This is a genomic window from Pseudomonas sp. NPDC089554, assembly GCF_050280645.1.
Lineage (GTDB): Bacteria > Pseudomonadota > Gammaproteobacteria > Pseudomonadales > Pseudomonadaceae > Aquipseudomonas.
Map to the genome: position 1 here is coordinate 1 of NZ_JBNNVR010000084.1, position 24,046 is coordinate 24,046.

The 24,046-nt window shown below is 64.3% G+C and carries 21 protein-coding genes, 1 tRNA gene and 2 pseudogenes; 6 read left to right on the forward strand and 18 right to left on the reverse strand.

All coding sequences use genetic code 11. The features are described from left to right. Positions 1-227: 227 nt before the first annotated feature. From ACQKPE_RS20705 to bglX, 3 genes are all read right to left on the reverse strand, one after another. A complete protein-coding gene (locus ACQKPE_RS20705; protein WP_427668477.1) occupies positions 228-1,562 on the reverse strand; it encodes a sigma-54-dependent transcriptional regulator in 1,335 nt (444 codons plus the stop codon). Continuing rightward, positions 1,556-3,313: a sensor histidine kinase gene (locus tag ACQKPE_RS20710; protein ID WP_427668478.1), complete on the reverse strand. Its 1,758-nt coding sequence runs from the start codon at positions 3,311-3,313 to the stop codon at positions 1,556-1,558. Before ACQKPE_RS20710 ends, ACQKPE_RS20705 begins: the two co-directional genes overlap by 7 nt. A 141-nt stretch (positions 3,314-3,454) precedes the next feature. Beyond that, the gene (gene bglX / locus ACQKPE_RS20715) at positions 3,455-5,746 is read right to left on the reverse strand and encodes a beta-glucosidase BglX (RefSeq protein ID WP_427668479.1); all 2,292 of its coding nucleotides are present in this window, start codon (positions 5,744-5,746) and stop codon (positions 3,455-3,457) included. 200 nt (positions 5,747-5,946) lie between these two features. On the opposite strand from bglX, the gene ACQKPE_RS20720 reads away from it, so the two are divergent. From ACQKPE_RS20720 to ACQKPE_RS20730, 3 genes and pseudogenes are all read left to right on the forward strand, one after another. After that, positions 5,947-6,564, forward strand: coding sequence for a TPM domain-containing protein (locus tag ACQKPE_RS20720; RefSeq protein ID WP_427668480.1), 618 nt, complete (start codon positions 5,947-5,949; stop codon positions 6,562-6,564). Positions 6,565-6,665: 101 nt separating this feature from the next. Next, positions 6,666-7,874 (forward strand): class I SAM-dependent methyltransferase, encoded by a 1,209-nt coding sequence (locus ACQKPE_RS20725; RefSeq protein WP_427668481.1) that lies wholly within the window; start codon positions 6,666-6,668, stop codon positions 7,872-7,874. 83 nt (positions 7,875-7,957) lie between these two features. Beyond that, positions 7,958-8,182 (forward strand): annotated as a pseudogene (locus tag ACQKPE_RS20730) (DNA-binding protein); the annotation flags it as partial. A 53-nt stretch (positions 8,183-8,235) separates the two neighbouring features. On the opposite strand, the gene ACQKPE_RS20735 reads toward ACQKPE_RS20730, so the two are convergent. The 4 genes from ACQKPE_RS20735 to ACQKPE_RS20750 form a co-directional block, all read right to left on the reverse strand. Beyond that, entirely contained in the window at positions 8,236-10,788 is a 2,553-nt protein-coding gene (locus ACQKPE_RS20735) for a TonB-dependent hemoglobin/transferrin/lactoferrin family receptor (protein ID WP_427668483.1), read from the reverse strand. A 113-nt stretch (positions 10,789-10,901) separates the two neighbouring features. Beyond that, the gene (locus ACQKPE_RS20740) at positions 10,902-11,855 is read right to left on the reverse strand and encodes a FecR family protein (protein ID WP_427668485.1); all 954 of its coding nucleotides are present in this window, start codon (positions 11,853-11,855) and stop codon (positions 10,902-10,904) included. Beyond that, entirely contained in the window at positions 11,852-12,388 is a 537-nt protein-coding gene (locus ACQKPE_RS20745) for an RNA polymerase sigma factor (RefSeq protein WP_427668487.1), read from the reverse strand. The genes ACQKPE_RS20740 and ACQKPE_RS20745 overlap by 4 nt, the downstream gene beginning before the upstream one ends. An 84-nt stretch (positions 12,389-12,472) precedes the next feature. Beyond that, a complete protein-coding gene (locus ACQKPE_RS20750; protein WP_427668489.1) occupies positions 12,473-13,489 on the reverse strand; it encodes a DUF4917 family protein in 1,017 nt (338 codons plus the stop codon). Positions 13,490-13,615: 126 nt separating this feature from the next. On the opposite strand from ACQKPE_RS20750, the gene ACQKPE_RS20755 reads away from it, so the two are divergent. Next, on the forward strand, positions 13,616-14,686 hold the full coding sequence (locus ACQKPE_RS20755; RefSeq protein WP_427668491.1) for a glycerophosphodiester phosphodiesterase family protein: 1,071 nt from the start codon (positions 13,616-13,618) through the stop codon (positions 14,684-14,686). Between the two features lie 58 nt (positions 14,687-14,744). Here ACQKPE_RS20755 and nadS read toward each other — a convergent pair whose 3' ends face one another. The 6 genes from nadS to ACQKPE_RS20785 all read right to left on the reverse strand — a co-directional run bounded on the left by nadS (position 14,745) and on the right by ACQKPE_RS20785 (position 18,009). Beyond that, on the reverse strand, positions 14,745-15,032 hold the full coding sequence (gene nadS / locus ACQKPE_RS20760; protein WP_427668493.1) for a NadS family protein: 288 nt from the start codon (positions 15,030-15,032) through the stop codon (positions 14,745-14,747). Beyond that, positions 15,029-15,349 carry a type II toxin-antitoxin system RelE/ParE family toxin gene (locus ACQKPE_RS20765; RefSeq protein WP_427668495.1) on the reverse strand — a complete coding sequence of 107 codons (321 nt, stop codon included), beginning with the start codon at positions 15,347-15,349 and terminating at the stop codon, positions 15,029-15,031. The genes nadS and ACQKPE_RS20765 overlap by 4 nt, the downstream gene beginning before the upstream one ends. 282 nt (positions 15,350-15,631) lie before the next feature. Further along, positions 15,632-15,705 (reverse strand) — tRNA-Gly (locus tag ACQKPE_RS20770). Positions 15,706-15,884: 179 nt separating this feature from the next. Then, positions 15,885-16,769, reverse strand: a complete 885-nt coding sequence (locus ACQKPE_RS20775) for an alpha/beta fold hydrolase (RefSeq protein ID WP_427668497.1) — start codon at positions 16,767-16,769, stop codon at positions 15,885-15,887. A gap of 317 nt (positions 16,770-17,086) precedes the next feature. Next, the gene (locus ACQKPE_RS20780) at positions 17,087-17,779 is read right to left on the reverse strand and encodes a pseudouridine synthase (RefSeq protein WP_427668499.1); all 693 of its coding nucleotides are present in this window, start codon (positions 17,777-17,779) and stop codon (positions 17,087-17,089) included. A gap of 14 nt (positions 17,780-17,793) precedes the next feature. After that, positions 17,794-18,009: a cysteine-rich CWC family protein gene (locus tag ACQKPE_RS20785; RefSeq protein WP_427668501.1), complete on the reverse strand. Its 216-nt coding sequence runs from the start codon at positions 18,007-18,009 to the stop codon at positions 17,794-17,796. Between the two features lie 200 nt (positions 18,010-18,209). Here ACQKPE_RS20785 and ACQKPE_RS20790 point away from each other — a divergent pair, with 200 nt between their 5' ends. After that, positions 18,210-18,614 carry a hypothetical protein gene (locus ACQKPE_RS20790; RefSeq protein WP_427668503.1) on the forward strand — a complete coding sequence of 135 codons (405 nt, stop codon included), beginning with the start codon at positions 18,210-18,212 and terminating at the stop codon, positions 18,612-18,614. A gap of 9 nt (positions 18,615-18,623) precedes the next feature. On the opposite strand, the gene ACQKPE_RS20795 is transcribed toward ACQKPE_RS20790, so the two are convergent. Then, a complete protein-coding gene (locus ACQKPE_RS20795) occupies positions 18,624-19,730 on the reverse strand; it encodes an enoyl-CoA hydratase/isomerase family protein (protein ID WP_427668505.1) in 1,107 nt (368 codons plus the stop codon). A 129-nt stretch (positions 19,731-19,859) separates the two neighbouring features. Here ACQKPE_RS20795 and ung point away from each other — a divergent pair, with 129 nt between their 5' ends. Further along, positions 19,860-20,552: a uracil-DNA glycosylase gene (gene ung / locus ACQKPE_RS20800; protein ID WP_427668507.1), complete on the forward strand. Its 693-nt coding sequence runs from the start codon at positions 19,860-19,862 to the stop codon at positions 20,550-20,552. A 120-nt stretch (positions 20,553-20,672) separates the two neighbouring features. On the opposite strand, the gene ACQKPE_RS20805 is transcribed toward ung, so the two are convergent. From ACQKPE_RS20805 to ACQKPE_RS20820, 4 genes and pseudogenes are all read right to left on the reverse strand, one after another. Beyond that, positions 20,673-21,701 carry an AbrB family transcriptional regulator gene (locus ACQKPE_RS20805; protein WP_427668509.1) on the reverse strand — a complete coding sequence of 343 codons (1,029 nt, stop codon included), beginning with the start codon at positions 21,699-21,701 and terminating at the stop codon, positions 20,673-20,675. Next, positions 21,694-23,208, reverse strand: a complete 1,515-nt coding sequence (locus ACQKPE_RS20810) for a tripartite tricarboxylate transporter permease (protein WP_427668511.1) — start codon at positions 23,206-23,208, stop codon at positions 21,694-21,696. Before ACQKPE_RS20810 ends, ACQKPE_RS20805 begins: the two co-directional genes overlap by 8 nt. Before the next feature lie 3 nt (positions 23,209-23,211). Further along, positions 23,212-23,670, reverse strand: a complete 459-nt coding sequence (locus tag ACQKPE_RS20815; RefSeq protein WP_427668513.1) for a tripartite tricarboxylate transporter TctB family protein — start codon at positions 23,668-23,670, stop codon at positions 23,212-23,214. Positions 23,671-23,730: 60 nt separating this feature from the next. Beyond that, positions 23,731-24,046, reverse strand: a pseudogene (locus ACQKPE_RS20820) (tripartite tricarboxylate transporter substrate binding protein); the annotation flags it as partial.

Sequence of the window (24,046 nt, forward strand, 5' to 3'; positions counted from 1 at the left end):
CTGGACCTGGTCGGCTACAGCCTGGCAGGCTGCAAGGTGCTGTCGATCGACGGCATTCTCAACGCCACCACCAACTAGGAACCGCGCTGGCTCAAGGGCTACGCGGTCCCTGTAGGCGCGGGCTTGCCCGCGAATGGCCGCGCTGCGCAGTGCGATCAGAACACGCTATTTCGGCTGCAATGAGCGCTTTGTCGCCTATCGATTATCTTCGATAGGCAAGAATCCGCTCATTCGCGCTCAAGAAAATCCTCACGCACCAACCCATGACGCTGCATCTTCTCGTTCAGCGTGCGCCGTGGCAGTTGCAGGGTTTCCATCACGCCCTTGATCTCCCCCTTGTGCTGGCGCAGCGCCGCACGCAGGCATTGCGCCTCGAAGGCTTCCATCTGCTCGCCCAGCGACTGCCCGCCGGGGGCAACTTCGATGTTTGGCGAGCCGAGCCCCAGGGCATGGCGCTCGGCGGCGTTGGCCAGCTCGCGCACGTTGCCCGGCCAGTCATGGCCCAGCAATTGCGCCAGCTGTGCCCCGGAAAGCGGCGGGGCCTCGCGGCCCAGGCGTTCGGCGGCGGTGCGGGCGAAATGCTCGAACAACAAGGGGATGTCTTCACGCCGCTGGCGCAGTGGCGCAAGGCGCAATTCGGCGACGTTCAGGCGGTACGCCAGGTCTTCGCGAAAGCGCCCGGCGCGGGCTTCGTCGAGCAGGTCTGGCTTGGTCGCGGCGATGATCCGTAGATCCACGCTGATGCTCTGGTTGGCACCCAGGCGCTCCAGCTTCTGCTCCTGGATCACCCGCAACAGCTTGGCCTGCTGGGCTAGGGGCATGCTTTCGATTTCGTCGAGGAACACCGTGCCGCCGTTGGCGTATTCCAGCTTGCCGATTCGCTTGCCTTGGGCGCCGGTGAACGCACCGCTTTCGTGGCCGAACAGCTCGGCCTCGAACAGCGCTTCCGGAATCGCCGCACAGTTGAGCGCGACGAAGGGCTTGTCGGCGCGCGGTCCGAAGTCGTGCAGGCAGCGGGCGACGCGCTCCTTGCCGCTGCCGGTTTCGCCGCGAATCAGCACGTTGACCGGCAGCCCCGCCAGGTCCAGCACTTGGCGGCGCAACTGCTGCAAGCCTTGGGACATGCCCAGCAAGGTGCATTCAAGGCGTGCCTTGAGGTCGGCCTGCTGGTGCAGGCGGCGGTTCTCCAGCACCAGCTGGCGCTTGTCCAGGGCGCGGCGCAGGCTGCCCAGCAGGTTCTGCGGGGTGAACGGTTTTTCCAGGAAGTCGTAGGCGCCGTTGCGCATGGCTTCCACCGCCATCGGCACATCACCATGGCCGGTCAGCAGGATTACCGGCAGGTCGGGGTCGTCGGCCTGCAGGCGCTCGAGCAACTGCATGCCGCCCATGCCCGGCATGCGCACATCGCTGATGACCACGCCGGGGAAGTGCTGGGGCAGGCGCGCCAGGCAGTCTTCGGCGCGGGCGAACAGCTGCACGCTGAAACCCGACAGGCTCAGCCACTGCTCCACCGCGGTGCGGATGCTGGCTTCGTCGTCGACGACGATCACGGAATTCAACATACAGGCTCCAGGTCGCGAGGCAGGGTAAGGCTTAGGCGCGCGCCGCCAGGCAGGTTATCGACCTGCATCTGGCCACCGGCATCGGCGACGATACCGTAGGAAATCGCCAGGCCCAGGCCCAGGCCTTCACCGACCGGCTTGGTGGTGAAGAAGGGGTCGAAGATGCGCGGCAGGTCGTCGTCGGCGATGCCGCCGCCGGAGTCGAGCACGCTCAGGCGCCACAGTTCGCCTTCGCATTCGATACGGATCTCCAGGCGTTTGTAGCGCTTGTCGGCCATGGCGTCGAGGGCGTTGCGCAGCAGATTGATCAGTACCTGCTCCAGGCGAATGGCATCGCCACGGACCCAGGCCGGGCGCGCCAGGTACAGCGCCACCTCCACCTCTTCGGCGCGAATGCGTGCATCGAGCAGGTGCAAGGCCTGGTCGACCACGGTGGCCAGGTCCAGGCGCTCGCGCAGCCCGCCGGGGCTGTTGCGGGCGAAAGTCTTCAGGTGGCCGGTGAGCGCGGCCATGCGCGCCAGCATCTGCTCCAGCGGCTCCAGGGCCTGGCGAGCCTGCTCGTGGCGGCCATGGTCGAGCAGCAGGCGCAGGGTTTCCAGTTGCATGCGCTGGGTGGTCAGCGGCTGGTTGATCTCATGGGCCAGGGCAGCGGACATCTGCCCCAGCGCCGCCAGCTTGGCCGACTGCACCAGGCCTTCCTGGGCGGTGCGCAGTTCGCGGGTGCGTTCCTCGACCAGGCGTTTCAACTCATCGCGGCTGCGCTGGCGCAGGCGGGCCAGGCGCCAGCGCTGGCTGACGAACAGCACGGCGAACACCAGGCTCAGCCAGGCCGCCGCCGCGCTCAGCGCGGCATTGCGTTGGTCCTGCACGACCTGAGGCTTGCGCAGCAGGTGCAGGGTCCAGCCTTCGGTGTGCAGCGGCAGGCTTTCCCACAGGTATTCGGCCTCGCCTTCCGGGCCTTGCACGCGGGCGAGCCGGCTGTGTTCGTCGAAGCGGGTGAGGGTCTGGTGTTGCAGGGGCACCAGTTGCTGCTTGTGGTACTGGCGGGTCTCGGCCAGCTCGGTGCGGTCGGCTTCGCTCAGCGGCAGCAGTTCGCGGTAGCGCCAGCCGTCCTGGTTGGCGAGGAAGATGATGCCGCGGGCGTCGCTGACCATCAGCACATCGTTGCCCTGGCGCCACTCGCGCTCAAGCTCCGGGAATTCGAGCTTGACCACCATGGCGCCGAGGAAGCGCCCGTGTTCGTCGCTCACCGCGTTGGACAGGAAGTAGCCGGGCACCCCGCTGGTCACGCCGACGGCATAGAAGCTGCCGCTGCCCAGGCTGCGGGTTTGCTTGAAGTAGGGGCGAAAGCCGTAGTTGGAGCCTACGTAGGTGGTGGGCAGGCGCCAGTTGCTGGCAGCCACGGCCAGGCCGGTGCGGTCGAGCAGCTCCAGAGTGGAGGAGTTGGCGGCGCCGTTGATGCGTTCGAGCTTGCGGTTCAGGGCGTCCTGCACCGGTTCGCTGACCGGGCCGCGCAGGGCGTCGATCAGTTCCGGGTCCAGCGCCAGCACGGCGGGCAGGGCGCGGTAGCGTTCGATCAGGGTGTGCAGGGCGGTGGCGTACAGCGTCAGTTGCTCGCTGGCGCGGCGTGCGTCGGCCTGCATGGATTGGCGTTTGGCGTGTTGCATGGCCCAGCCGGCGCAGAGTGCGGTGCCGACCAGGATGAACAGGATGATCAGGCCCAGGCGCAGGGCGCGGAAGGTGGAAGGCATGCGGCGGGGTCCTGGGTGTCCTGTGGTGTGTCAACACCGGCCCTATCGCGGGGCAAGCCCGCTCCCACAGGTACACCGCTGCTTTCGAGGAGAGCAGGGAACCTGTGGGAGCGGGCTTGCCCCGCGATGAGGCCAGATGCCTCAGCGCAATTCGAAGCTCTGCTGTTGAACCGCCTGCGAATCGAGCCCGACCTGGACATTGAACTGCCCAGGCTCGGCCACATGTTGCAGCTGGCCATTGTAGAACTTCAGGTCGTTTTCACTGATGTCGAAGGTCAGGGTGCGCGACTCTCCTGCCTTGAGCATCAGCTTCTGGAAGTTCTTCAGTTCCTTGACCGGGCGGCTCATCGACGCAGTAACGTCCTGAATGTACAGCTGCACCACGGTCTCGCCATCACGCTTGCCGGTGTTCTTCACCGTCACCTTGGCCTGCACGGTCTCGCCGCGCTTGAGTTCTTCCTTGGACAACTTCAGCCCCGACAGCTCGAAGCTGCTGTAGCTCAGGCCGTAGCCGAACGGGTACAGCGGGCCGTTGGGCTCCTCGAAGTACTGCGAGGTGTAGTTGCCAGGCTTGCCGGGGGTGAACGGGCGGCCAATGCTCAGGTGGTTGTAGTACATCGGGATCTGCCCGACCGAGCGTGGGAAGGTGATCGCCAGTTTGCCGGACGGGTTGTAGTCGCCGAACAGCACGTCGGCGATGGCGTTGCCGCCTTCGGTACCGCTAAACCAGGTTTCCAGGATCGCATCGGCCTGCTCGCGCTCCCAGGCGATCGACAGCGGGCGGCCGTTCATCAGCACCAGCACCAGCGGCTTGCCGGTGGCTTTCAGGGCCTTGATCAGATCACGCTGTACCGCCGGAATTTCCAGCGTGGTGCGGCTCGAGGATTCGTGGGACATGCCACGCGACTCGCCGACCACCGCCACCACCACATCCGACTGCTGGGCGGCCTTGACCGCTTCGTCGATGAGCACGGCGGCCGGGCGTGGGTCGTCGATGATTTCCGGGGCGGCGAAGTTGAGGAAGTTCAGGTAGTCGAAGATGGCTTTGTCGCCGGTCACGTTCGAACCCTTGGCATACACCAGCTTGGCCTTGCCTTCCAAGGCACGCTTGAAGCCTTCGCGCACGGTCACCGAGTGCTCGGGGCGGCCATCGGCGGCCCAGCTGCCCATCATGTCGATGGGCGCATCGGCCAGTGGGCCGACCAGGGCGACAGTGCCGGCCTTCTTCAGCGGCAGGGTCTGCTCGCGGTTCTCCAGCAGCACCAGGCTGCGGCGCGCCACGTCGCGTGCGGCCTCGCGGTGCAGGCGGTCGTCGCCGTAGTACTCGGCAAGGTCTGTCTCGGCCTTGCCGATACGCACGTACGGGTTCTTGAACAGGCCCATGTCGTACTTGGCGCCGAGCACTTCGCGCACGGCCTGGTCGAGCTCGGCCTGGGTCACTTCACCGTCCTTGAGCAGGCCGGGCAGCTCTTCGCCGTAGAGGGTGTCGTTCATGCTCATGTCGATGCCGGCCTTGATCGCCAGCTTCGCCGCCTCGCGGCCATCGCGGGCCACACCGTGGCGGATCAGCTCCTGGATGGCGCCGTGGTCGCTGATGGTCACGCCCTTGAAGCCCCAGTCCTTGCGCAGCAGGTCGTTCATCAGCCAGGTGTTGGCGGTGGCCGGCACGCCGTTGATCGAGTTCAACGCCACCATCACCCCGCCAGCGCCGGCGTCGAGGCTGGCGCGGTAGGGCGGCAGGTAGTCGTTGTACATCTTCGGCAGGCTCATATCGACCGTGTTGTAGTCGCGCCCGCCCTCCACTGCGCCGTACAGGGCGAAGTGCTTGACGATGGCCATGATGCTGTCGGGGTTGGCGGGGCTTGTGCCCTGGAACGAGCGCACCATTACCTGGCCGATCTTCGAGGTCAGGTAGGTGTCTTCGCCGAAGCCTTCGCTGGTGCGGCCCCAGCGCGGGTCGCGAGCGATGTCGACCATGGGCGCGAAGGTCATGTCCAGGGAGTCGGCCGAGGCTTCGATGGCCGAGGTGCGGCCGACCTTGGCGATGGCGTCCATGTCCCAGGTAGCGGCCAGGCCCAGGCTGATCGGGAAAATCGTGCGCTCGCCGTGGATAGTGTCGTAGGCGAAGAACATCGGGATCTTCAGGCGGCTGCGCATGGCGGCGTCCTGCATTGGCCGGTTCTCGGGCGCGGTACGCGAGTTGAAGGTGCCACCGATACGGCCTGCGGCGATTTCCTCGCGGATCTTCTCGCGGGGCATGTCCGGGCTGATGCTGATCAGGCGCAACTGGCCGATTTTTTCATCGACGGTCATCTGGCCGATGAGGTGGTCGATGAAGGCCCGCTTGTCTTGCAGGGGCGGTGCGGAGGTGGCGGCCAGGGCCGCCTGACTGGCAAGGCCCATGGCCAGGCCCAGCAAGGACAGTTTCATCATCAATTCCGTTATCGAGTGGTACGCTCGCGGCCGATCGTTCGGACGGCTGTTGTTGTGTGCCTGCTGGTGATACTGCATGGCGCTCCCCCATCATCCAGCGGCAGCCGCGGATTATGCCTTATTTAAGTGGGGGGATGAGATACACTCTCGTCCGCCGCGCGCCGGCTTACAACAATAAGAACGATCGAGAGACCGAAGGCATGACCCATCTCAACGAATATGAGCAGCGCCAGGTCGCCGAGGCCATCGCCCGCGCTGAACAGCGCACCGATGCGGAGCTGGTGACCGTGCTGGCGCGCCGTGCCGACGACTATGACTACCTGCCGCTGCTGTGGGCGGTGCTGTTGGCGCTGGCGATTCCCGGAACACTGCAACTGTTGCTGGGCTGGCCCGGCCTGCGTGGCCTGCTGGTGGCCCAGGTGCTGATCTTCATCGCCTTCTGCCTGTTGCTGCGCCAGCCGCGCCTGGCCGCCTGGGTGGTGCCGCGCGCACTGCTTCACCGACGCGCGGCGCAGCTGGCCCGGCGGCAGTTTCGCGAGCAGAACCTGCAACGTACCGAGGGTGCGACCGGCGTGCTGATATTCGTCAGCGAGGCGGAGCGCTTCGTGACTATCCTGGCCGATGAGGGCATTGCCCGGCACCTGGATGAGCAAGCCCGCGCCGGGTTGGTCGCAAGGCTTGCCGAGCAGGTGGGCGAGGGGCGTACCTTGCAGGGGTTCGTCGAATGCATCGATGCTTGTGGCGAGCTGCTCAGCCAGGCGGTGCCGCCGACCCGGCGGCGCAACCAGTTGCCGAATCGGTTGGTGATACTGGATTGAGGGTTGTGGTGGCTGTACGGGCCTCTTCGCGGGCACAGCCACCCCAATCAGCAAACCTTGTAGAATGCCGCCCATTGCGTACTTCGAGGCACCGTTTTCCCATGTCTTCCCCCACTCCTGCGGTGGACGCCCGCGCCCAGTTCCTGGGCCTGCTGGCCGACGCCCTTGGCAGCGATACCTTGGTTAAGCTGGTGCTGGCACGCCATGTCGGCGCCGACCAGACCTTGCAGCGGATCATCGCCAAGCCCCTCCAGGTAAAAGGCCAGCCCTGCCTGTCGCTGGTCTATCGCCACCAGACCCGCGACATCACCCGTAACCTGCCGCTCGACCAGGCCCAGGCGCTGGTCGCCGAACTGCTGCCGGAGAGTTTCCGCAACGCCCACCTGTTCACCGCCGAAGGTGAAGTGCAGCTGGGTTTCAGCAAGAAAGGCAAGCCGCTGCTGCAACACCACACCGCCCAGGCACCGCGTGAAGCGGCCACAGCCGGGCATGACCGCGAGAAGAAACGCTACTTGCAGCTGTCGCGCCCGTTCCTGCGCGACCTTGGCGTAACCGACGCCCAGGGTGCGCTGATCCCTTCCATGTCGCGCAAGTGGAAGCAGATCAACAAGTTCATCGAGGTGTTCGACCACGCCCTCGCCAGCGCGCCGTTAACTGCCGAGCAGCCACTGCGGGTCGCCGATTTCGGCTCGGGCAAGGGCTACCTGACCTTCGCCATGCACGACTACCTGCGCGATAGCCTCGGCCGCGAGGCCCAGGTGACGGGTGTGGAACTGCGCCAGGACATGGTCGAGCTGTGCAACGCCGCCGCCGCGCGCCTGGAGCACCCAGGCCTGGAATTCCAATGCGGTGATGTGCGCAGCGTGGTACCGGAGGCCATCGAGGTGATGATCGCCCTGCATGCCTGCGATATCGCCACCGACTACGCCATTCACACCGGCATCCGCTGCGGCGCGTCGATCATCATGTGCTCGCCGTGCTGCCACAAGCAGATCCGCCCACAGATGCACAGCCCCGGCCTGCTCCAGCCGATGCTGCAATACGGCCTGCACCTTGGCCAGCAGGCCGAGATGCTCACCGACAGCTTGCGCGCCCTGTACCTGGAAGCCTGCGGCTACGAGACCAAGGTGTTCGAGTTCATCTCGCTGGAGCACACCAACAAGAACAAGATGATTCTTGCGGTCAAGCGCAAGCACGCCGGGGACAATAGTGCGCTGTTGGAGAGGATCGACGAGCTCAAGGCGTTCTACGGCGTGAAGGAGCATTGCCTGGAGACGTTGCTGCGGGCGGATGGGTTGATTCCGGGCTGAGTCGGTCGGTTCGAATGCTCATCTCTCACAACAATGACGTTGTTGAGAATGGTGCAAGTGCAAGCCCCAGTTGAGAAGAAAGAATGAATTACGAATTCACGCTCAGGTACCAACTGAACGACGCTGAAAACCTCGATGAAGTGATGGAGCGCTTGGCAGAGGAGGGTTGTAATGATGCGTTGGTCGGTATTGGCCAGCCCAATCAATTGTCTCTGGCATTCATACGTGAAGCACCGACGGCGAAAGAAGCGATTGAGAGTGCCTTGGCGGATGTACGCATTGCGGTCCCGAGCGCTCACCTGATAGAACCGATCTCGAAGTATTTTTAAGCTGGGGCCGTTGAACGGCCCCTTTTTTCTGCTCAGAAGAACCGCGTCACGCTGACCTTGGCATTGCGCCCCTGGGTATACACGTTCTCCCCCGAAAGCTCCGGGCGCACGGCCTTGTTGAACAGGTTGTCCACGGTGAAGTTGACCTCGGTGCCCTTCAGATAGGCCTGCTGGGGCTTCCAGTTGGCGAACAGGCCGTGGATCTGGTAGCGGTCGTTATCGAAGTGGTCGTAGTAGCGGTCGCCCAGGGTGCTGGCTGGGCCGCTGTAGTAGTCGTCGCTCGGCAGGCGGTCGGTCTGGCGCACGAACTGCGCGGTCCAGCCGATGCGCGCATCCCACGCCGGGATCTTCACGCCTAGCGTGGTGATCCATTTCGGCGCGGGGATGTCCTTGGCCCACACGTCCGGGCCCCAGGGGTTGGTATAGGCGCCCTGGTGACGGCCGGTGATCCACGAGAACGACGCCGAGCCGAACAGGTAGGTGGAGTCGTAGAAGCTTTCCACCTCGAAGCCCTTGATCACCACGTCGCCGATGTTGCGGTAGTTGGACATCAGCCCGCCGCCGCAGGTGTTGGCGATGGTGCCGCCGGTCACCAGCTGCTGCGGGCAGCCGATGCCGGTGGCCTTGAAGATCTCGTCCTCGATGTGGTTGCGAAACAGCGTGGTGCGCACCTGGGCGCTGTCGCCGCTTTGCAGCACGTTGTCGAAGTCGAACACGCTGCCCACGCGCAGGGCGGTGATGCGCTCGGGGTCGAGGTTGCGGCTGGTGGCGGTACGGCTGCCGCTGCCCTGTACTTCGTACTGCTCGTCCAGCACCGGGGCGCGCCAGGTCTTGCTGTAGTCGGCAAACAGAGCGGTTTGCGGGGTTATCTTCCAGAACACCGACAGGCGCGGCGACCAGCCGCTGTAGGTCTTGGTGCTGTAGTCATGGCCAGAGGCCGGGGTGTTGTACAGCGGTGCGTCGTTGGGCTTGCCTTCGTTGCTGATGTGGTCGTAGCGCAGCGACGGGGTGATGGTGACATCGCCAAGGGTCACGGCATCCTGCAGGTAGTAGCCCTGGCTCTGCACCTTGCCGCTGGGCATGAAGTACGGCTGGTAGTAGCCGTAGTTGTAGCGGGGCGTGTTGTAGGTGGTGCCGGGCATCCACATCTGCGTGTCGCGGTCATGCCGGCGAACCTGCACGCCGGCGGTCAGCGCGTGCTCCAGCAGGCCGGTTTCGAACAGGCTGGTGTTGGTGATCGCGAGCATGCGGTCCTGGTACTCGGTGTCCATGCGCCGCCCGCCGGTGGCGGGCTGGAAGAACGCCGTGGCGTCGCGCTCGTCGGTCTGCTCGGTGTCCGACTCGGAGTACTTCACCTCCAGGTCCACCAGGCGGTTATCGATCGGCTGGTACTTGTAGGTGGTCGACCAGGTAGTGTCGATGGTCTGGCGGTTGGCCAGAAAGCGCTTGAGCGCGGCGTCGTAGCCATACTGGCGGATGTTCGCGGCGGTCGGCGGCGTGGGGTAGGCGGTGGAGGAGAACGGCGTCCAACGCTCGCTCTCGGAACGCGACCAGGAAAAGCCCAGGCTGTGCTCGTCGGTGAAGTGCACATTGCCCTTGAACAGCGCGCCTTCAAGGTCCAGGGCGCTGTTGGGCAGGCGCTTGGGGTTGATCGGGTAGCGGCCTTCCGGGTCGGGCAGGTTGCTGGCCAGTTTCATGTCGCCGCCATCGCGCTTGGTCAGGTAGGCCAGGCCATCGAAGCGGCCGTCTTCGGTGCGGCCGAACAGCGCCGAGCTATACACCTGTTGGTGGTCGTTGCTGGCGTAGCCGTACTTGAGCATGGCGCCGCTGTTGCGGCCTTCCTGGAGCAGGTCGGTGGCGTCCTTGGTGGTCATGTTGACGCTGCCGCCGAAGCCGCCGTTGCCGGTCTTGACCGAGTGCGGGCCTTTCTCCACCTCGATGTGCTTGATCAGCTCCGGCTCAATGAAGATGGTGCCCTGCTGGTAGCGCTCGAAGCCGCTCTTGGTGGCGCCGTCGACGGTCATCGGCACGTCTTCGGCATCGCCCATGCCCCAGATGTTGATGGTCTGGCCACCGGGCTTGGCCGAGCCACCCATGTTCACGCCGGGTAGGGTGGCAAGCACGCTGGGAATGTTGCTGGGCTGGTAGCGGTCGATCTGCTCCTGGTTCAGGGTCGAGCGGCCAACGTTACCCGGGTCGACCTGCTGGCCGTCGCCGACGATGCTCATGGCGCCGAGCTGGATGGCGTTGTCGGCGGCCGGCGCCTCGTCGTTCAGCCGCACCACGAAGGTATTGCCCATGCGTACCACGCTGAAGCGGCTGCCGGCCAGCAGGCGGGCGATTGCATCCTGGGCCTCGAAGGCGCCTTGTAGGGCCGGTGCCTGGGCATCGCGCAGCAGGGCTTCGTCGAACAGCAGCTGCACCTTGGCCTGCTGCGCCAGTTGGCTCAGCGAATGGGCCAGGGGCTGGGCTGGCAGGTCGAACTGCTGCGGGGCGGCTTCGGCAGCCAGGCTCATGGCCAGACACAAGGCCAACAGGGTTGGGCGGGCGGGCAAGGTTTTCAACGGATGCAACGCGGACAACATGGTTTCCCCCAAACGGCAAAAGGCCGGAAAAAGCCTGTCGTTCAAGCGGCAGGCGTGGAGGAAGACGCGGTGTTGGGAAAAACCCTCACCTGCAAATGATAAAAATTCTCAAATTATTTTTGCCGCTGTTCGATACGCATGCGGCCGTCGGCCAGCAGCGTGGTTTTCACCGGCAGCAAGGCGGGGAGCGCATTGAGCAGGGCATCCGGGTCGTGCACGTCGAGGTTGCCGGAAACCTGGTAATGGCCCAGGTTGGGGTCGGCCAGCAGGATGGGTTGCTGGCGGTATAGGCCCAGTTCGTCGATCAGGCTGGCCAGCTCGCGGTTGCGGAAACTCACATGGCCGTCGCGCCAGTCGGCCACCGGCTGCTCGCCGAGTGCCTGGCGGGTCAGGGTGCCGCGGGCCGGGTCGTAGCTGATGCGCTCGCCTGCGCCCAGCAACGAAGGGGGCTGGCGCTCGCCTGGGGTTTCGAAGGCTACCTGGCCATGGGCGACGCTCACCACCAGCTCACGTTGGCCGCGGCGCAGGTCGAAGGCGGTGCCCACCACGCGCACCCGGGCGTTGCCAGCGTCGACGTACAGCGGGCGTTCCTTGTCAGGGGCTACCTCGATGTACAACTGGCCGCGCTCCAAGTGAATCAGCCGCTGCTCGGCGCTGAACTCCAGGCGCAGCTGGGTTTGGGCGTTGACGTACAGCTGGCTGCCGTCGGGCAGGCGCAGGTTGCGCATCTCGTGGCTGGCGGCCAGGCGCTCGTGGAACACCTGGCTGGGTGCGCCGAGGTTGCCGACCAATAGGGCGCACAGCAGTGCGGCGGCTGCCGCAAGGGCCGGGCGCCAGCGTGGTGCCCGGCGAACCGGCAGTGGCACAGGCTGGCTGGCCTGTTTGAGTGAGGCCAGGTCGTCCCACAGCTGTTCGAACTGGCGATAGGCTCGGGCATGCTCCGGGGTCTGGCGCCACTGGGCGAACGCCTTGCGTGTCTCGCGCGAAGGGTTGTTGCGGTTGCGAGTGAACCAGCTCGCTGCCTGGGCATCGATCGGGCGTTGCTCGATGTCGTCGATGGGGGTCATTCTGGCTGCTGCTCCCTGCTGGTGTCGCTGTCCAATCGTTGCTTGCACTGCAGCAGGGCGGCGGCGATGTGCTTCTCGACCATGCTGATGGAAATGTTCATGCGTTCGGCAATCTGTGCCTGGGTCAGGCCTTCGAAGCGGTGCAGCATAAGGGCTTCTCGGCGCCGCGGCGAGAGTTCGGCGAGCACCTGGCGCAATTGCTCCAGGCGCTGCTGGCGATGGGCGTGGTCCTGCGGGTTGTTGTCGGCCTCGATGTGCTCGTCTTGAGCGGCGTCATCGCTGAAGGTGGCCTGGCGTACCTTTTGCCGACGCCAATGGTCGCTGAGCAGGTTACGTGCCACCTGGAAAAGGAACGCCCGGGGTTGCTGGACCTGGGCGCGGTCGCGGTAACCGAGCCATTGGGCGAATACGTCCTGGGTCATGTCGGCGGCATCGCTGGCATTGTCCATGCGCTTGCGCAGGAAATGCAGGATGTCGCTGTAGAAACCGCGACAGGTGTCCTGGGTGGCTGAATCGGGCTTTAGGCGCTGCATGCACGCTTTCCGAAGCTGGCGTGGGAAAGGGTGCGGATCTTATCGAGAATTATTTACATTTGCCAGGTTTCAATTTCTGCAGCCTCAGCGCCGCCCGATAGCCCCTGATGGCACTGCGACGGCCAATGTCGGGTCGACCAGAGGGTGGCTGCTGGCGTCGAAGAAGTGCAGCGAAATACGCTTATCTTCGGCGAATCGATCGATGAAGTGTTGTTTCTGGTTGATGATCGACGCTTCGCTCAAGGGCCGGATGGCGATCGACAAATGGTGAGGGCGGGCCAGGCGAATGGCTTCGAGCAGGTGCTCGTCGCTGGCATCCAGGTGCTGGCCAAGCAGGCACAGGCTGTCGTGTTCGCGGGCCAATTGCGCCAGGCACCAGGCCAGGTAGTCCGAGTTGCGGATGGCGCGCAGCTTGTGGGGGCTGCGGTCTTCGTTGATGAACAGCGGTACTTCGCCGGGAATGTTCACGGCGAAGCCATCGAGCAGTTCGGCACCCTGCGCCACGCGCTGGCGGGTGCTGCCATCGGGCAACTTGAGCAGGTGCAGGCCGCCATGCAGGTGCATGATCCGTGTGCCTTCGCTGGCAGTGCGACGCACGTCGAAGAAACCTTCGTCGTCGAACAGGCGGGCGAAGCCTTGCGGCGCCTGCTCGACTGCCCAGGGCAGCAACAGGTCGTAGTTGCTGGTGTAGACGCTGCGGTACTGACGCAGCGCCTGGTTGAGCGTGGCCAGGGTGCTGGACGGCAGCACTGCGAAGGGCGGGTGCACGGCGCGTACCGCGTGGATCAACGCTTCCTTGATCGAGTAGTAGCGGTTCAGCGGCGCAGTGGAGTTGATTGCCAGTGCCGCGTTGGCCCGCACCGTGGTGTTCAGCGTGCTCAGCACCGGCTCGAACAGTTCCGTGCCCAGGGCCTTGAACAGCGCCTGGTCGCTGACGCCCAGCGCGCGATGACGCACCCGCGTGGCTTCCTCGAACAACGAGAAATAGCCGAACGGTTTCCACAAGGCTCGGCTGGCGCCGTTGCCCAGCAGCAGCGCCTGGCAAGGGTGGCGTTGGTTCAGGTCGGGCCAGTTGGCCAGTTGGGTGTCGAGCGCGGGCATGGGCATTCCGTCTGGGCGTGGCGAAAAACGCGGGGACTTTAGCATGTCACGCAGACGTGCGACGCTAGCCCGTCCAAGGAAATGCACACCGCTCTGCGCAGGACAATCGTGATAAGGAAACCTTCGATGCTGAGATCGTTCAAGCACATGGCCAGCCTGGCCATGCTGATGTTGCCCCTTGCGGCCAATGCCACCGACGCCCAGACCCTGGCCAAGGCCCAGGGCATTCCCCACCCGGCGGTCATCGCCCATCGCGGCGCCTCGTTCGATGCGCCAGAGTCGACCAAGCCTGCCTACGTGCTGGCCCGCGACCTGGGCGCCGACTACCTGGAGCTGGACCTGCAACGCACCCGCGACAACGTGCTGGTGGTGGTGCATGACGATGTGCTGGCCCGCACCAGCGACGTGGCCGCGCGCTTTCCCGAGCGCAAGGCCAGCCCCGTCAGTGCCTTCACCCTGGAGGAGCTGAAATCCCTCGATGCCGGCACCTGGTTCAACCAGGCCTACCCGCAGCGTGCCCGGGAAGCCTTCCGTGGCCTGAAGATTCTGACCCTGGATGAAGTGATCGACATCGCCGAAGCCAACCCTGCGCACAAGCCGGGGCTGTACATCGAGACCAAGGTGCCCAACCAGTTTCCCGGTATCGAGCAGCAACTGAAGCAAAAGCTCGAAGCGCGCGGCTGGCTCGACCAGCCGGGCCGGGTGATTCTGCAAACCTTCGACCGCAACAGCCTGGCGCTGCTGCACCAGCACATGCCGAAGGTGCCGAAGATTCTATTGCTGTGGGTGGGCAAGGGCGCCATCGAGCCGGCCTCGGGCAAGAACTTCGCCGACTCGGGTGAGCCCGACAAGGCCGCGTTCTACGCCCGTCAGGAGCCCAAGTCCGAGGCCGAATTCCTGCGTTGGCTCGATCTTGCAGTAAAGGGCGGCGCCATCGGCACCGGTCCGTCAGCCACCCGCGCCCAGCTCGGTGAGCAGAGCTATGCCGACCTGATCAAGCCATGGATGAACAAGGCCAGCCACGAGCGTGGTTTGCTGGTGCATGTGTACACCCTCGATGAGCAGGTGGACTTCGACAAGGCGATGAAGGCTGGGGTGGATGGCATTTTCACCAACCGGGCGGGGGAGCTGATGCGCTTCTACGGGCGTTCGCCGGAAAAGGACGAGGGCCAGTTGCTGAAAACGATGGGGTACTGACATGAAGAGGGGGCGCGCTTTGCGGCCCCTTATAAGTGTTTAGGGCTTCGCGACCTAATCAAGGTGCGAGGGCTTTGAGCACATGGTCAGGGTCATTGTGAATCGCGCGTAACAAGGCCTTGGCTGGCCCGGTAGGCTCCCTGCGCCCTTGTTCCCAGTTACGCAATGTTGCGACCTGTACATCGATCATTTCGGCGAAACGTGCCTGGGAAAGGCCGGTGGCCATGCGAATGCTTCGAACCTGGGAGGCATTGATCTCGAATGCACGTGAAGGCTTACGTGTGCCCTGCAGGATTTCGTCCATTTGCTGGACGCTTTCCATCAGTTCATCGAAGAAATGGCTCATGTTGCTCTCCAGTGTTGGATGACTGTCATCAGTGCTTTGCGTTGCTCTACGGTAAGGTCCGCTTGTTCGCCTTTTGCGTAGATGTAGAGCATGGCGACCTGTGAAGCAGACACGAAGTGGTAGTAGATGACCCTTGCTCCGCCGCGCTTACCTTGCCCTTTGGTGGCGATGCGTACTTTGCGTAGCCCACCGGTTCCTTCAATCAGGGCACCCATTCCAGGTGTACTGGCTAGCGCAAGCTGAAGTAGCCGATAGGACTCCTCGTCAACCAGCTCTTTTACGCGTTTAGTGAATAGAGGCGTTTCGATGAAAAGCATAGCATGCAGTACGTCAGTGGCGTAGAGGGTGACTGTGCCGCATCATCACGATGAGGTGGACGTGCACAAGCTACTGACGGAGGCCCGAGAAGGCACGCTGCTGAACTCTGGGGTTGCTGTAGGCCGTTTCCTTTACTGAGGGTTCAGCGTTTTGGTTTTGCCCTGTCAGGTTTAGCCAGCGAAGCATCAAGGCAATGGTTCAAGCCTCAGAAACGAAAAAAGGAGCCAAGGCTCCTTTGAACGGACGTTGACGTCACCGGGACGCCACGCGAGAAGACGGGGTGGAGCGGGTAGAGGGAATCGAACCCTCGTCGGAAGCTTGGGAAGCTACTGTTCTACCATTAAACTATACCCGCTTTGGTATTACCCAATGCGTGCTGGAAGCGGTGCAGGGTAAGAACCCTCGCTAGCTCACCTGCTTCAGCAGCCCGACTTTTTACCAGAACCCTCAGCCGATGAGAACCCCAGGCTGGTAAAAAAGCCTGTCGGCGGCCCGTAGCCTGCAGGTATTGATAGCTACAGGACGCCGATGCGCTCAGAGGGCAAGTGCATGTTGCCCCTGTGTGTAGGTGTAGCGTTGACGGGCTTCGCGCGCCGCTGGTTTGAGGAAGCCCAGCATGGCGCTGCGAGTGTCTTCGCAGGCGGCCTTGTGCTCCATGTCGAGGAAATGGCCGGCGTCACGGATCGTACTGAAGTGGCTCTGGCCAACGTGCCGGGCGAACTGGCGGGCGTCTTCGACGGTGGTGTACTCGTCGCGCTCGCCGTTGATGAACAGCACCGGAATGTGGATGTTGCGTGCCCCGTTCAGCGCGCGCTCCAGGTCGTGGTCCAGCACCTGGTTGATGTGGAAATGCATCTGCGCGTACTCGTGGGTGTCCAGGCTGCTCACATGCCGGTAGTTGAAGCGCTTGAACAGCGACGGCAGGTGCTTGCCGATGGTGTCGTTGACCAGGTTGCCCACCTGGTAGCGGTCGCAGGCCGCCAGGTATTCGCAGCCGCGCTCCAGGTAGTCGCGCATCGGCTCGTTGATGATCGGCGAGAACGAACTGACGATGGCCTTCTTCACCAACCGTGGCTGGTGCGCCAGCGCCAGCAGGGTGCAGGCACCGCCCCAGGAGAACGACATCACATGGTCGGCCTGGAAGTGCTCTACCAGTTCCAGCAGGATGTGTGCCTCGGTCTCCTTGCTGAGCAGGCGTTCCTGGCGGTTGTGCGGCTTGGACTTGCCCGCGTAGGGCTGGTCGTACAGCACTACGTTGAATTCCGGGTGCAGGTTGCGCACCGTCTGGGCGAACGAGGCCGTGGTGGCCAATGAGCCGTTGATCAGGATGATCGTCTTTTCGGCCGTTTGCGCGCGATAGAACTCCGTGTAAACCCGGTACTGACCTTGGATATCAAGTACAGCAATTTCTGGCCTCATGTCATCGACTCCTGGCGCAAAAAGGGCATTCGCGTCACCTAGGGTGCACGTTCTTTATGACAGGTAGGCATACGCCTTGAAGTGAAACCGGGAGGCCCAGTGTCGATCCTTGGCACGCTGGTCGACGGGTATTGTTGTGCGGGCAATTCACCGTGCCCCAAGGCGTCGAGGCTTTGGGTGGCCGGTAAAAGGCGTCTTGGACTGCGAGCGTGACCAGGAAGTCACATGCAGACTGACGATTTGGATTCAAGCAGCCGGGCGGGGATCGTGCAAGTGCCGTTCGGGAGATTTTGTAGGAAAAGTCGTTATGCGTTTCTTCAGACCGAAGCGACTTCTTCCGCTGTCAGTTCCCGGTAATGCCCCGGCGCCAAGGTGGGGTCCAGGCCTATGCTGCCCATGCGCTCGCGGTGCAAGCCCATCACCTTGTTGTCGAAGTGGCCGAACATGCGCTTGACCTGGTGGTAGCGCCCTTCGACGATTGCCAGGCGAGCGCTGCGCGGCCCGAGGATGTCCAGCTGGGCAGGCAGGGTGGTGAGGTCTTCGAAGGCGAAGTAGAAGCCTTCGCGGAACTTGTCGACGTAGTGCGCGCCTATCTCGTCCTCGGTCTGCACCAGGTAGAGCTTCGCCAGCTTGGTGCGCGGTTGGGTCAGGCGGCGCGACCACTGGCCGTCATTGGTCAGGATCAGCAAGCCCGTGGTGTTGTAGTCCAGGCGCCCGGCGATATGCAGGTCGTCGCGCAGCTCGGCAGGCAGTAGGTCGAGTACTGTGGGGTGCTGTGGGTCGCTGGTCGCGCTCACGCAGCCCGCGGGCTTGTTCAGCATCAGGTAGCGTGCCGGACGTCCGGCCTGCAACACCTGCTCATCCACTTCCACCCGGCTGAACTCGCGTACCTCGTGCAGCGGGTCGGCCACCGCTTCGCCATCCACACGTACACGCCGCTGCACCAGTAGCAGGCGCACTTGCTGGCGGTTGTAGCAGGGCAGGTTGGCAAGGAATCGGTCGAGGCGCATGGGGGAGGGCTTGGCTAGGGGAGTGGCGCGTTGGCTTTGAGCTGATCGTCGACCGCCGCACAACGCGGGCACAGGCACGCTTTGTCGCGCAGTTCGTCGGGCAACGCCTCGATCACGGCCGGGTCGATGCGCACGCTGAAGCACCAGCAACCTTGGGTGGCGCTGCGCGGGTCGGCGAGGCCGCAGTGGTTGGACGCGCCGCAGGCTGGGCAGCGCTGGGTGTCGTTCATGGTGGTCCCGGTGTGGCGTCGAGGGCGCGCAGTATACCCGGCGCGGGCGTTGTTTTTCGGGGTTCTTCAGACTGTTTCAATTTGTTGCGCAAATGGCACCGGATCGCCTCGCCAAGGTCTTATTCAATGTCGATCAACGTCTGCCGATCGACGCCCGCCAGCGCCGCTGTCCGGGCACCCTAGCGGTCCAGGAGGCCGCCATGTCCTATCGAATCCTGCTGGTCGCCATGTTGGCACTGATGACATCCGCCTGCGCGCCCTACTACGGGGGCGGGGGCCACTACCGCAGCACCTATTACACGGCCGACCGCTACGTCTACCCCGGTCATTACCGCCCGAACCACTACTACGTGGCGCCGCAGCCGCGCTACTACTACCAGCCCGCGCCACGCTACTACCCAGCGCCTACCCCGCACTACCGGCCTTACCCGTCGCCTCGGGCCAACCAGTGGCATGGCAACCCGCGCAACGATTATGGCAACCGCCATCGCTATGACTATGGGCGCGACCGGGATCGCCACGACTACCGCAATGACCGACGCGACTGGGATGACCGCCGGCACTCCAACCGCCGAGGGGACCGCGACCGCAACTGGCAGCGCTGAGGCGCTGCCTCAGCCCAGGCCCGCCAGCGGGTGAGGCCCCTCCCACACTTTGCTGAAATGCGCCTGCACCACCGCCGTTGGCACTTGGGCGACATCGCTCCAGTGCCAGCGCGGCTGGTTGTCCTTGTCCAGCAGGCGGGCACGCACACCTTCGCTGAATTCCGGGTGGCGGCAGCAGTTCAGGCTCATGGCGTATTCCATCTGGAATACCTGGGCCAAAGACAGGTGCCTGGCACGCTTGAGCTGTTCCCACACCAGGTGCCCGGTCAGCGGGCAGCCTTCTCGCACACGCTGCCCGGCTTCGGCTAGCAGTGAGTCGGCATGCCGATGCAGGCCACACAGCGCGCGCCAGGCCGAGGCCGGGTCGGCGACATCGAGCAGGGCATCTATCTCAGCGCGACGCGCCAGCCATTGGGGCTCGGGTAGCTCGCCCAGGGCCCGGTGCTGCTCGGCCTTGAGCAGGCTGTTCAGTTGCAGCGCGGTTTGTTCCTGCCAGTTCAGTTGCAACAGCTCGTCGATCAGCGCGTCCTGTTGCCCTTCGCCCATGAAGCGATCGGCCAGGCCCAGGTCCAAGGCATCGCGGGCGTTGATCGGCGCACCGGTCAAACCCAGGAACAACCCCAGTTTGCCGGGCAGCCGACTGAGGAACCAGCTGGCGCCGACATCCGGGTACAGCCCGATACCCGCCTCTGGCATGGCCAGGCGGCTGCTGGGCGTGACGATACGCACCCCAGCGCCTTGCAGCAGGCCCATGCCGCCGCCCAGCACATGGCCATGCCCCCAGCACAGCAGCGGCTTGGGGTAGGTGTGAATGCGATAGTCGAGCCGGTATTCATCGGCGAAGAAGCGGGCCGCCAGCGGCGGTACGCTGCCAGGCTGCTCGCGGCAGGCGCTGGCCAGCGCACGCACATCGCCACCGGCGCAGAAGGCCCTGGGGCCTGCGCCGCGCAGCAACACGCAGACGATGCCGGGGTCGCCGGCCCAGGCCTGCAGACGCTCGTCGAGCGCTTCGATCATCGGCAGGCTCAAGGCGTTCAGCGCCTTGGGCGCCTCCAGGGTGGCGATGGCGACACGTGCTCCATCGACGCCGCTGAGTACCTCGCATTGAATGGACATGGACCACCTCGTTCAGGTCGTCGCACAAGTATGGCCTGCCTGAGCAAACGTGCCGGTTGCCGGTCGGGGCGATTGACAAGCCGGGACGGCTTTCCTAGTGTCGCGCCACGGAAATTTCTGGAAGGCCCCATGACCGACGACGATCGCATCAAGCTCGAACCCAGCTGGAAGGCCGCGCTGCGTGCCGAGTTCGACCAGCCCTACATGCGCCAGCTGCGCGAGTTCCTGCGCCAGGAGCATGCGGCGGGCAAGGAGATCTACCCGCCGGGGCCGCTGATCTTCAATGCGCTCAATTCCACGCCGCTGGACCAGGTCAAGGTGGTGATCCTCGGCCAGGACCCGTACCACGGCCCGGGCCAGGCCCATGGCCTGTGCTTCTCGGTACAACCGGGCGTGCCCACGCCGCCGTCGCTGGTGAACATCTACAAGGAACTGAACCGCGACCTGAACCTGCCGATCCCCAACCACGGCTACCTGCAAAGCTGGGCCGAGCAGGGTGTGCTGCTGCTCAACACCACCATGACTGTGGAGCGCAGCAAGGCAGCCTCCCATGCCAATGCGGGCTGGCAGCCGTTTACCGATCGGGTGATTCAGCTGGTCAGCGAACAGTGCGAGAACGTGGTGTTCCTGCTGTGGGGCTCCCATGCGCAGAGCAAGCAGAAGTTGATCGATGGGACCAAGCACCTGGTGCTGAAGTCGGTGCACCCCTCGCCGTTGTCGGCGTATCGAGGGTTCTTCGGCTGTGGGCATTTCAGCCGCACCAATGGGTTCCTCGAGCAGCGTGGGCTGGCGCCGATCGACTGGGCGTTGCCGCCGGTTTGATTGATGCAGGGGAAGCGGTGACTTCATCGCGGGGCAAGCCCGCTCCCACAGGTACTGTGACGCTCTCAAGAACGGTGCTGTACCTGTGGGAGCGGGCTTGCCCCGCGATGAAGTCACCGCTTAGTCGTGACGTACCCAAACCCTGAATATCGGCTCTGCCAAAAACAGCACGAACAACAACCGCATCACCTGCAACGCCGTCACCAGCGGGACCGACAGTTGCAAGGTCTCGGCCGTCAGGCTCATCTCGGCAATACCTCCGGGCATCATGCCCAGGGTCAGCGAGCGCAAGTCCAGGTGCGTCAGCAGGCTCAAACCCCAGGCCGCGCCGCCCGCTGCCAGCATGCACAACGCCGTGGCCACCAACGTACGCCCGAGGAACGACGGCGCACGACGAAAGAACGCGCGGTTGAAGTGACAGGCCAGCCCGCTGCCGATCAGCCACTGGCCGATCTGGCTGGCGCCATTGGGCAAGGCGATTTGCAGGTTGCCCGCCAGGCACACACTGGCGGCCACCAACAGCGGGCCGAACAGCCAGGGATTGGGCTGGCGCAGGCGTTGCCACAGTAACGATGCCAGCACCCCCAATGGCGCGATCATCGCCAGCCAACCCCAGCTGACACTGCCGGCTTGGTGCAGCGGGTCGCCGTCCCCCAGCAGCAGCTTGAACAGCGCCGGCACGCATAGCACCACCGTCAACACCCGCAGGCTCTGCGCCGCTGCCACCTGGCTCAGCACCGCGCCATTGCGCGCGCCCAGGTTGACCATTTCCCCCGAGCCCCCCGGCATGCTGGCGAAGAACGCCGTGGCGCGGTCTTCACCGGTGCGTCGCAGCAACCACACGCCGATCACGCTGGAGGCCGTGGTCACCAGCGCGCCGAAGAAGATCAAGACGAAATGGCTGGAGACCTGCTCGATCACTTCGGGGGTAAAGTGCAAGCCGATGCCGATACCGATGATCCATTGGCCGCATTTGCGGCCATTGGGGATTTCCGTGAGCTGCCAGGGCGTCAGGCAGCGCACCAGGATGATCGCCAGCAACGAGCCTACCATCCATGGCAGGGGCCAGCCGACCAGGCTGGCGATGAAACCGCCCGCCAGCCCGACCAGCCCGGTGGACCAGAACAGTGGCAACGACCGATCAGGCATCGGCCATGGCCCGGCGCTGCTGGCTGCGTTTGCGCCAGATGCGCAGCAGTGGCAGGCCCAGCATCAACACCACCAGTACCCACACACCCATGCTGATCGGGCTCGACCAGAGGATGCCCAGCTCGCCGTTGGAGATCGACAGCGCGCGGCGCAGGTTCTGCTCCATCAGCCCTCCGAGGATGAAGCCCAGCAGGATCGGCGACAGCGGGAAGTCCAGCTTGCGCAGGATGTAGCCCATGATGCCGATGCCAACCATCAGGAACAGGTCGAAGGTGGTGGCATGCACGGCGTACACGCCGATCGCGGTGATGATCGCGATCACCGGCACCAGCGCCCAGTTCGGCACGGCAAGGATGCGGGTGAAGATGCGGATCATCGGGATGTTCAGGATCACCAGCATGATGTTGGCGATGAACAGCGAGGCGATCAGGCCCCAGACGATGTCCGGTTGCTGTTCGAACAGCATCGGGCCGGGGGTGATGTTGTACAGGGTCAGGGCGCCGATCATCACGGCGGTGGTGCCCGAGCCTGGTACGCCGAGGGTCAGCATCGGCACCAGGGCGCCGCAGCACGAGGCGCCGATGGCGGTTTCCGGGGCCGCCAGGCCACGGGCGTCACCTTTGCCGAACTTGCCGCTGGCACCGGCCAGGCGTTTTTCGGTCATGTAGGCAACAGCACTGGCCAGGGTGGCACCGGCACCCGGCAATACGCCCATGAAGAAGCCGAGCAGGCCGCAGCGGATGTTCACCACGAACACCGAAGCCGCTTCCTTGAAGTTGAACAGCATGCGCCCGGTCGCTTTCACCGCGGCGTGGCCGTGGTGGGTTTTTTCCAGCAGCAGGAGGATCTCGCTGATGGAGAACAGGCCCAGTACCAGCACCACGAACTGAATGCCGTCGGCCATGTGCACGCTGTCACCGGTGAAGCGGTATACACCGCTGTTGGCGTCGATGCCCACCGCCGACAGGAACAGGCCGATCAGCGCAGCGATGAAGGTTTTCAGCGGCTTGTCGCCGGCCATGCCGCCGAGGGCGACGATGGCGAACACCATCAACACGAAGTATTCCGCCGGCCCGAAGGCGATGGCCCACTTCGCCAGCAAGGGTGCGAACAGTACCATGCCGCAGGTGGCGATCAGCGCACCGATGAACGAACTCCACGCCGACAGCGACAGCGCCACACCGGCCAGGCCTTGGCGGGCCATGGGGTAGCCGTCCAGGGTGGTCATCACGGTGGAGGCTTCGCCCGGGATGTTCAGCAGGATCGAGCTGATACGCCCGCCGTATTCACAGCCCAGGTATACCGCGGCCAGCAGGATCAGCGCCGACTCCGGCGGCAGGCCCAGGGCGAAGGCGATGGGAATCAGCAGGGCCACGCCGTTGATCGGGCCCAGGCCCGGCAGCAGGCCGACCACGGTGCCGATCAAGGTGCCGATCAGGGCGGTGACGAGGTTGTAGGGGCTCAGGGCGACGCCGAAGCCCTGGCCCAGGTAGCTCAAGGTATCCATGTGTCAGTTCTCCAGTACGTCGAGCAGGCCGAGGGGCAGGGGGACGTCCATCACGCGGTCGAACAGCCAGTAGAGCAACACGCTCATGCCGACCACCACGATGGCGCTGTGCAGCCAGCGACCGCCGTACAGGCGGGCCATCGGCAGGCCGATGAGCACGGCGCTGAGAATGAAGCCCAGCGGCTCGAAGGTGGCGGCGAAGACCAGCAAAAGGCCGACGCAGGCGGCGATCTTGATCAGGGTCTCGCGGTCGAGTTCGGGTTCGTCGTCCTTGCGCACGATCGGCGTAGGACGGATTGCCAGGTACAGCAAGGCCAGGCCCATCAGGCCAAGCATCAGCAGCGGGAAGGCACGTGGGCCCACCGGCTCATAGGAAAACGCCGCCTGGTAGGGCCAGGCCATCACGGCCAGGATGGCGCAGACCGCCAGCAGGACCAGGGCGAAGATGCGTTGCAGGATCATCGGGAAATCCTCTGTTTTCGAACACAACCCCGCTCCTACAGGGGACGGCGATTACGGGGCTTACTGGATCAGGCCGAACTCTTTGGCCAGGGTTTTGTAATCCGCAACCTGCTTCTTCACGTAGGTGTCCAGTTCTGCACCAGTCATGGCGAACGGGAACAGCTCGCGCTGGTCACGCAGCTTGGCGAACTCGTCGGAGGCCAGCAGCTTGTCGAAGGATTCCTTCCACCAGGCGTAGTCCTCGTCGCTGACTTTTGGCCCCAGGTAGAAGCCGCGAACCACCGGCCAGACGATGTCGTAGCCCTGCTCCTTGGCGGTGGGGATGTCCTTCATTTCCGGCTCGTCCAGGCGCTTTTCCGAGAACACCGCGAGGATG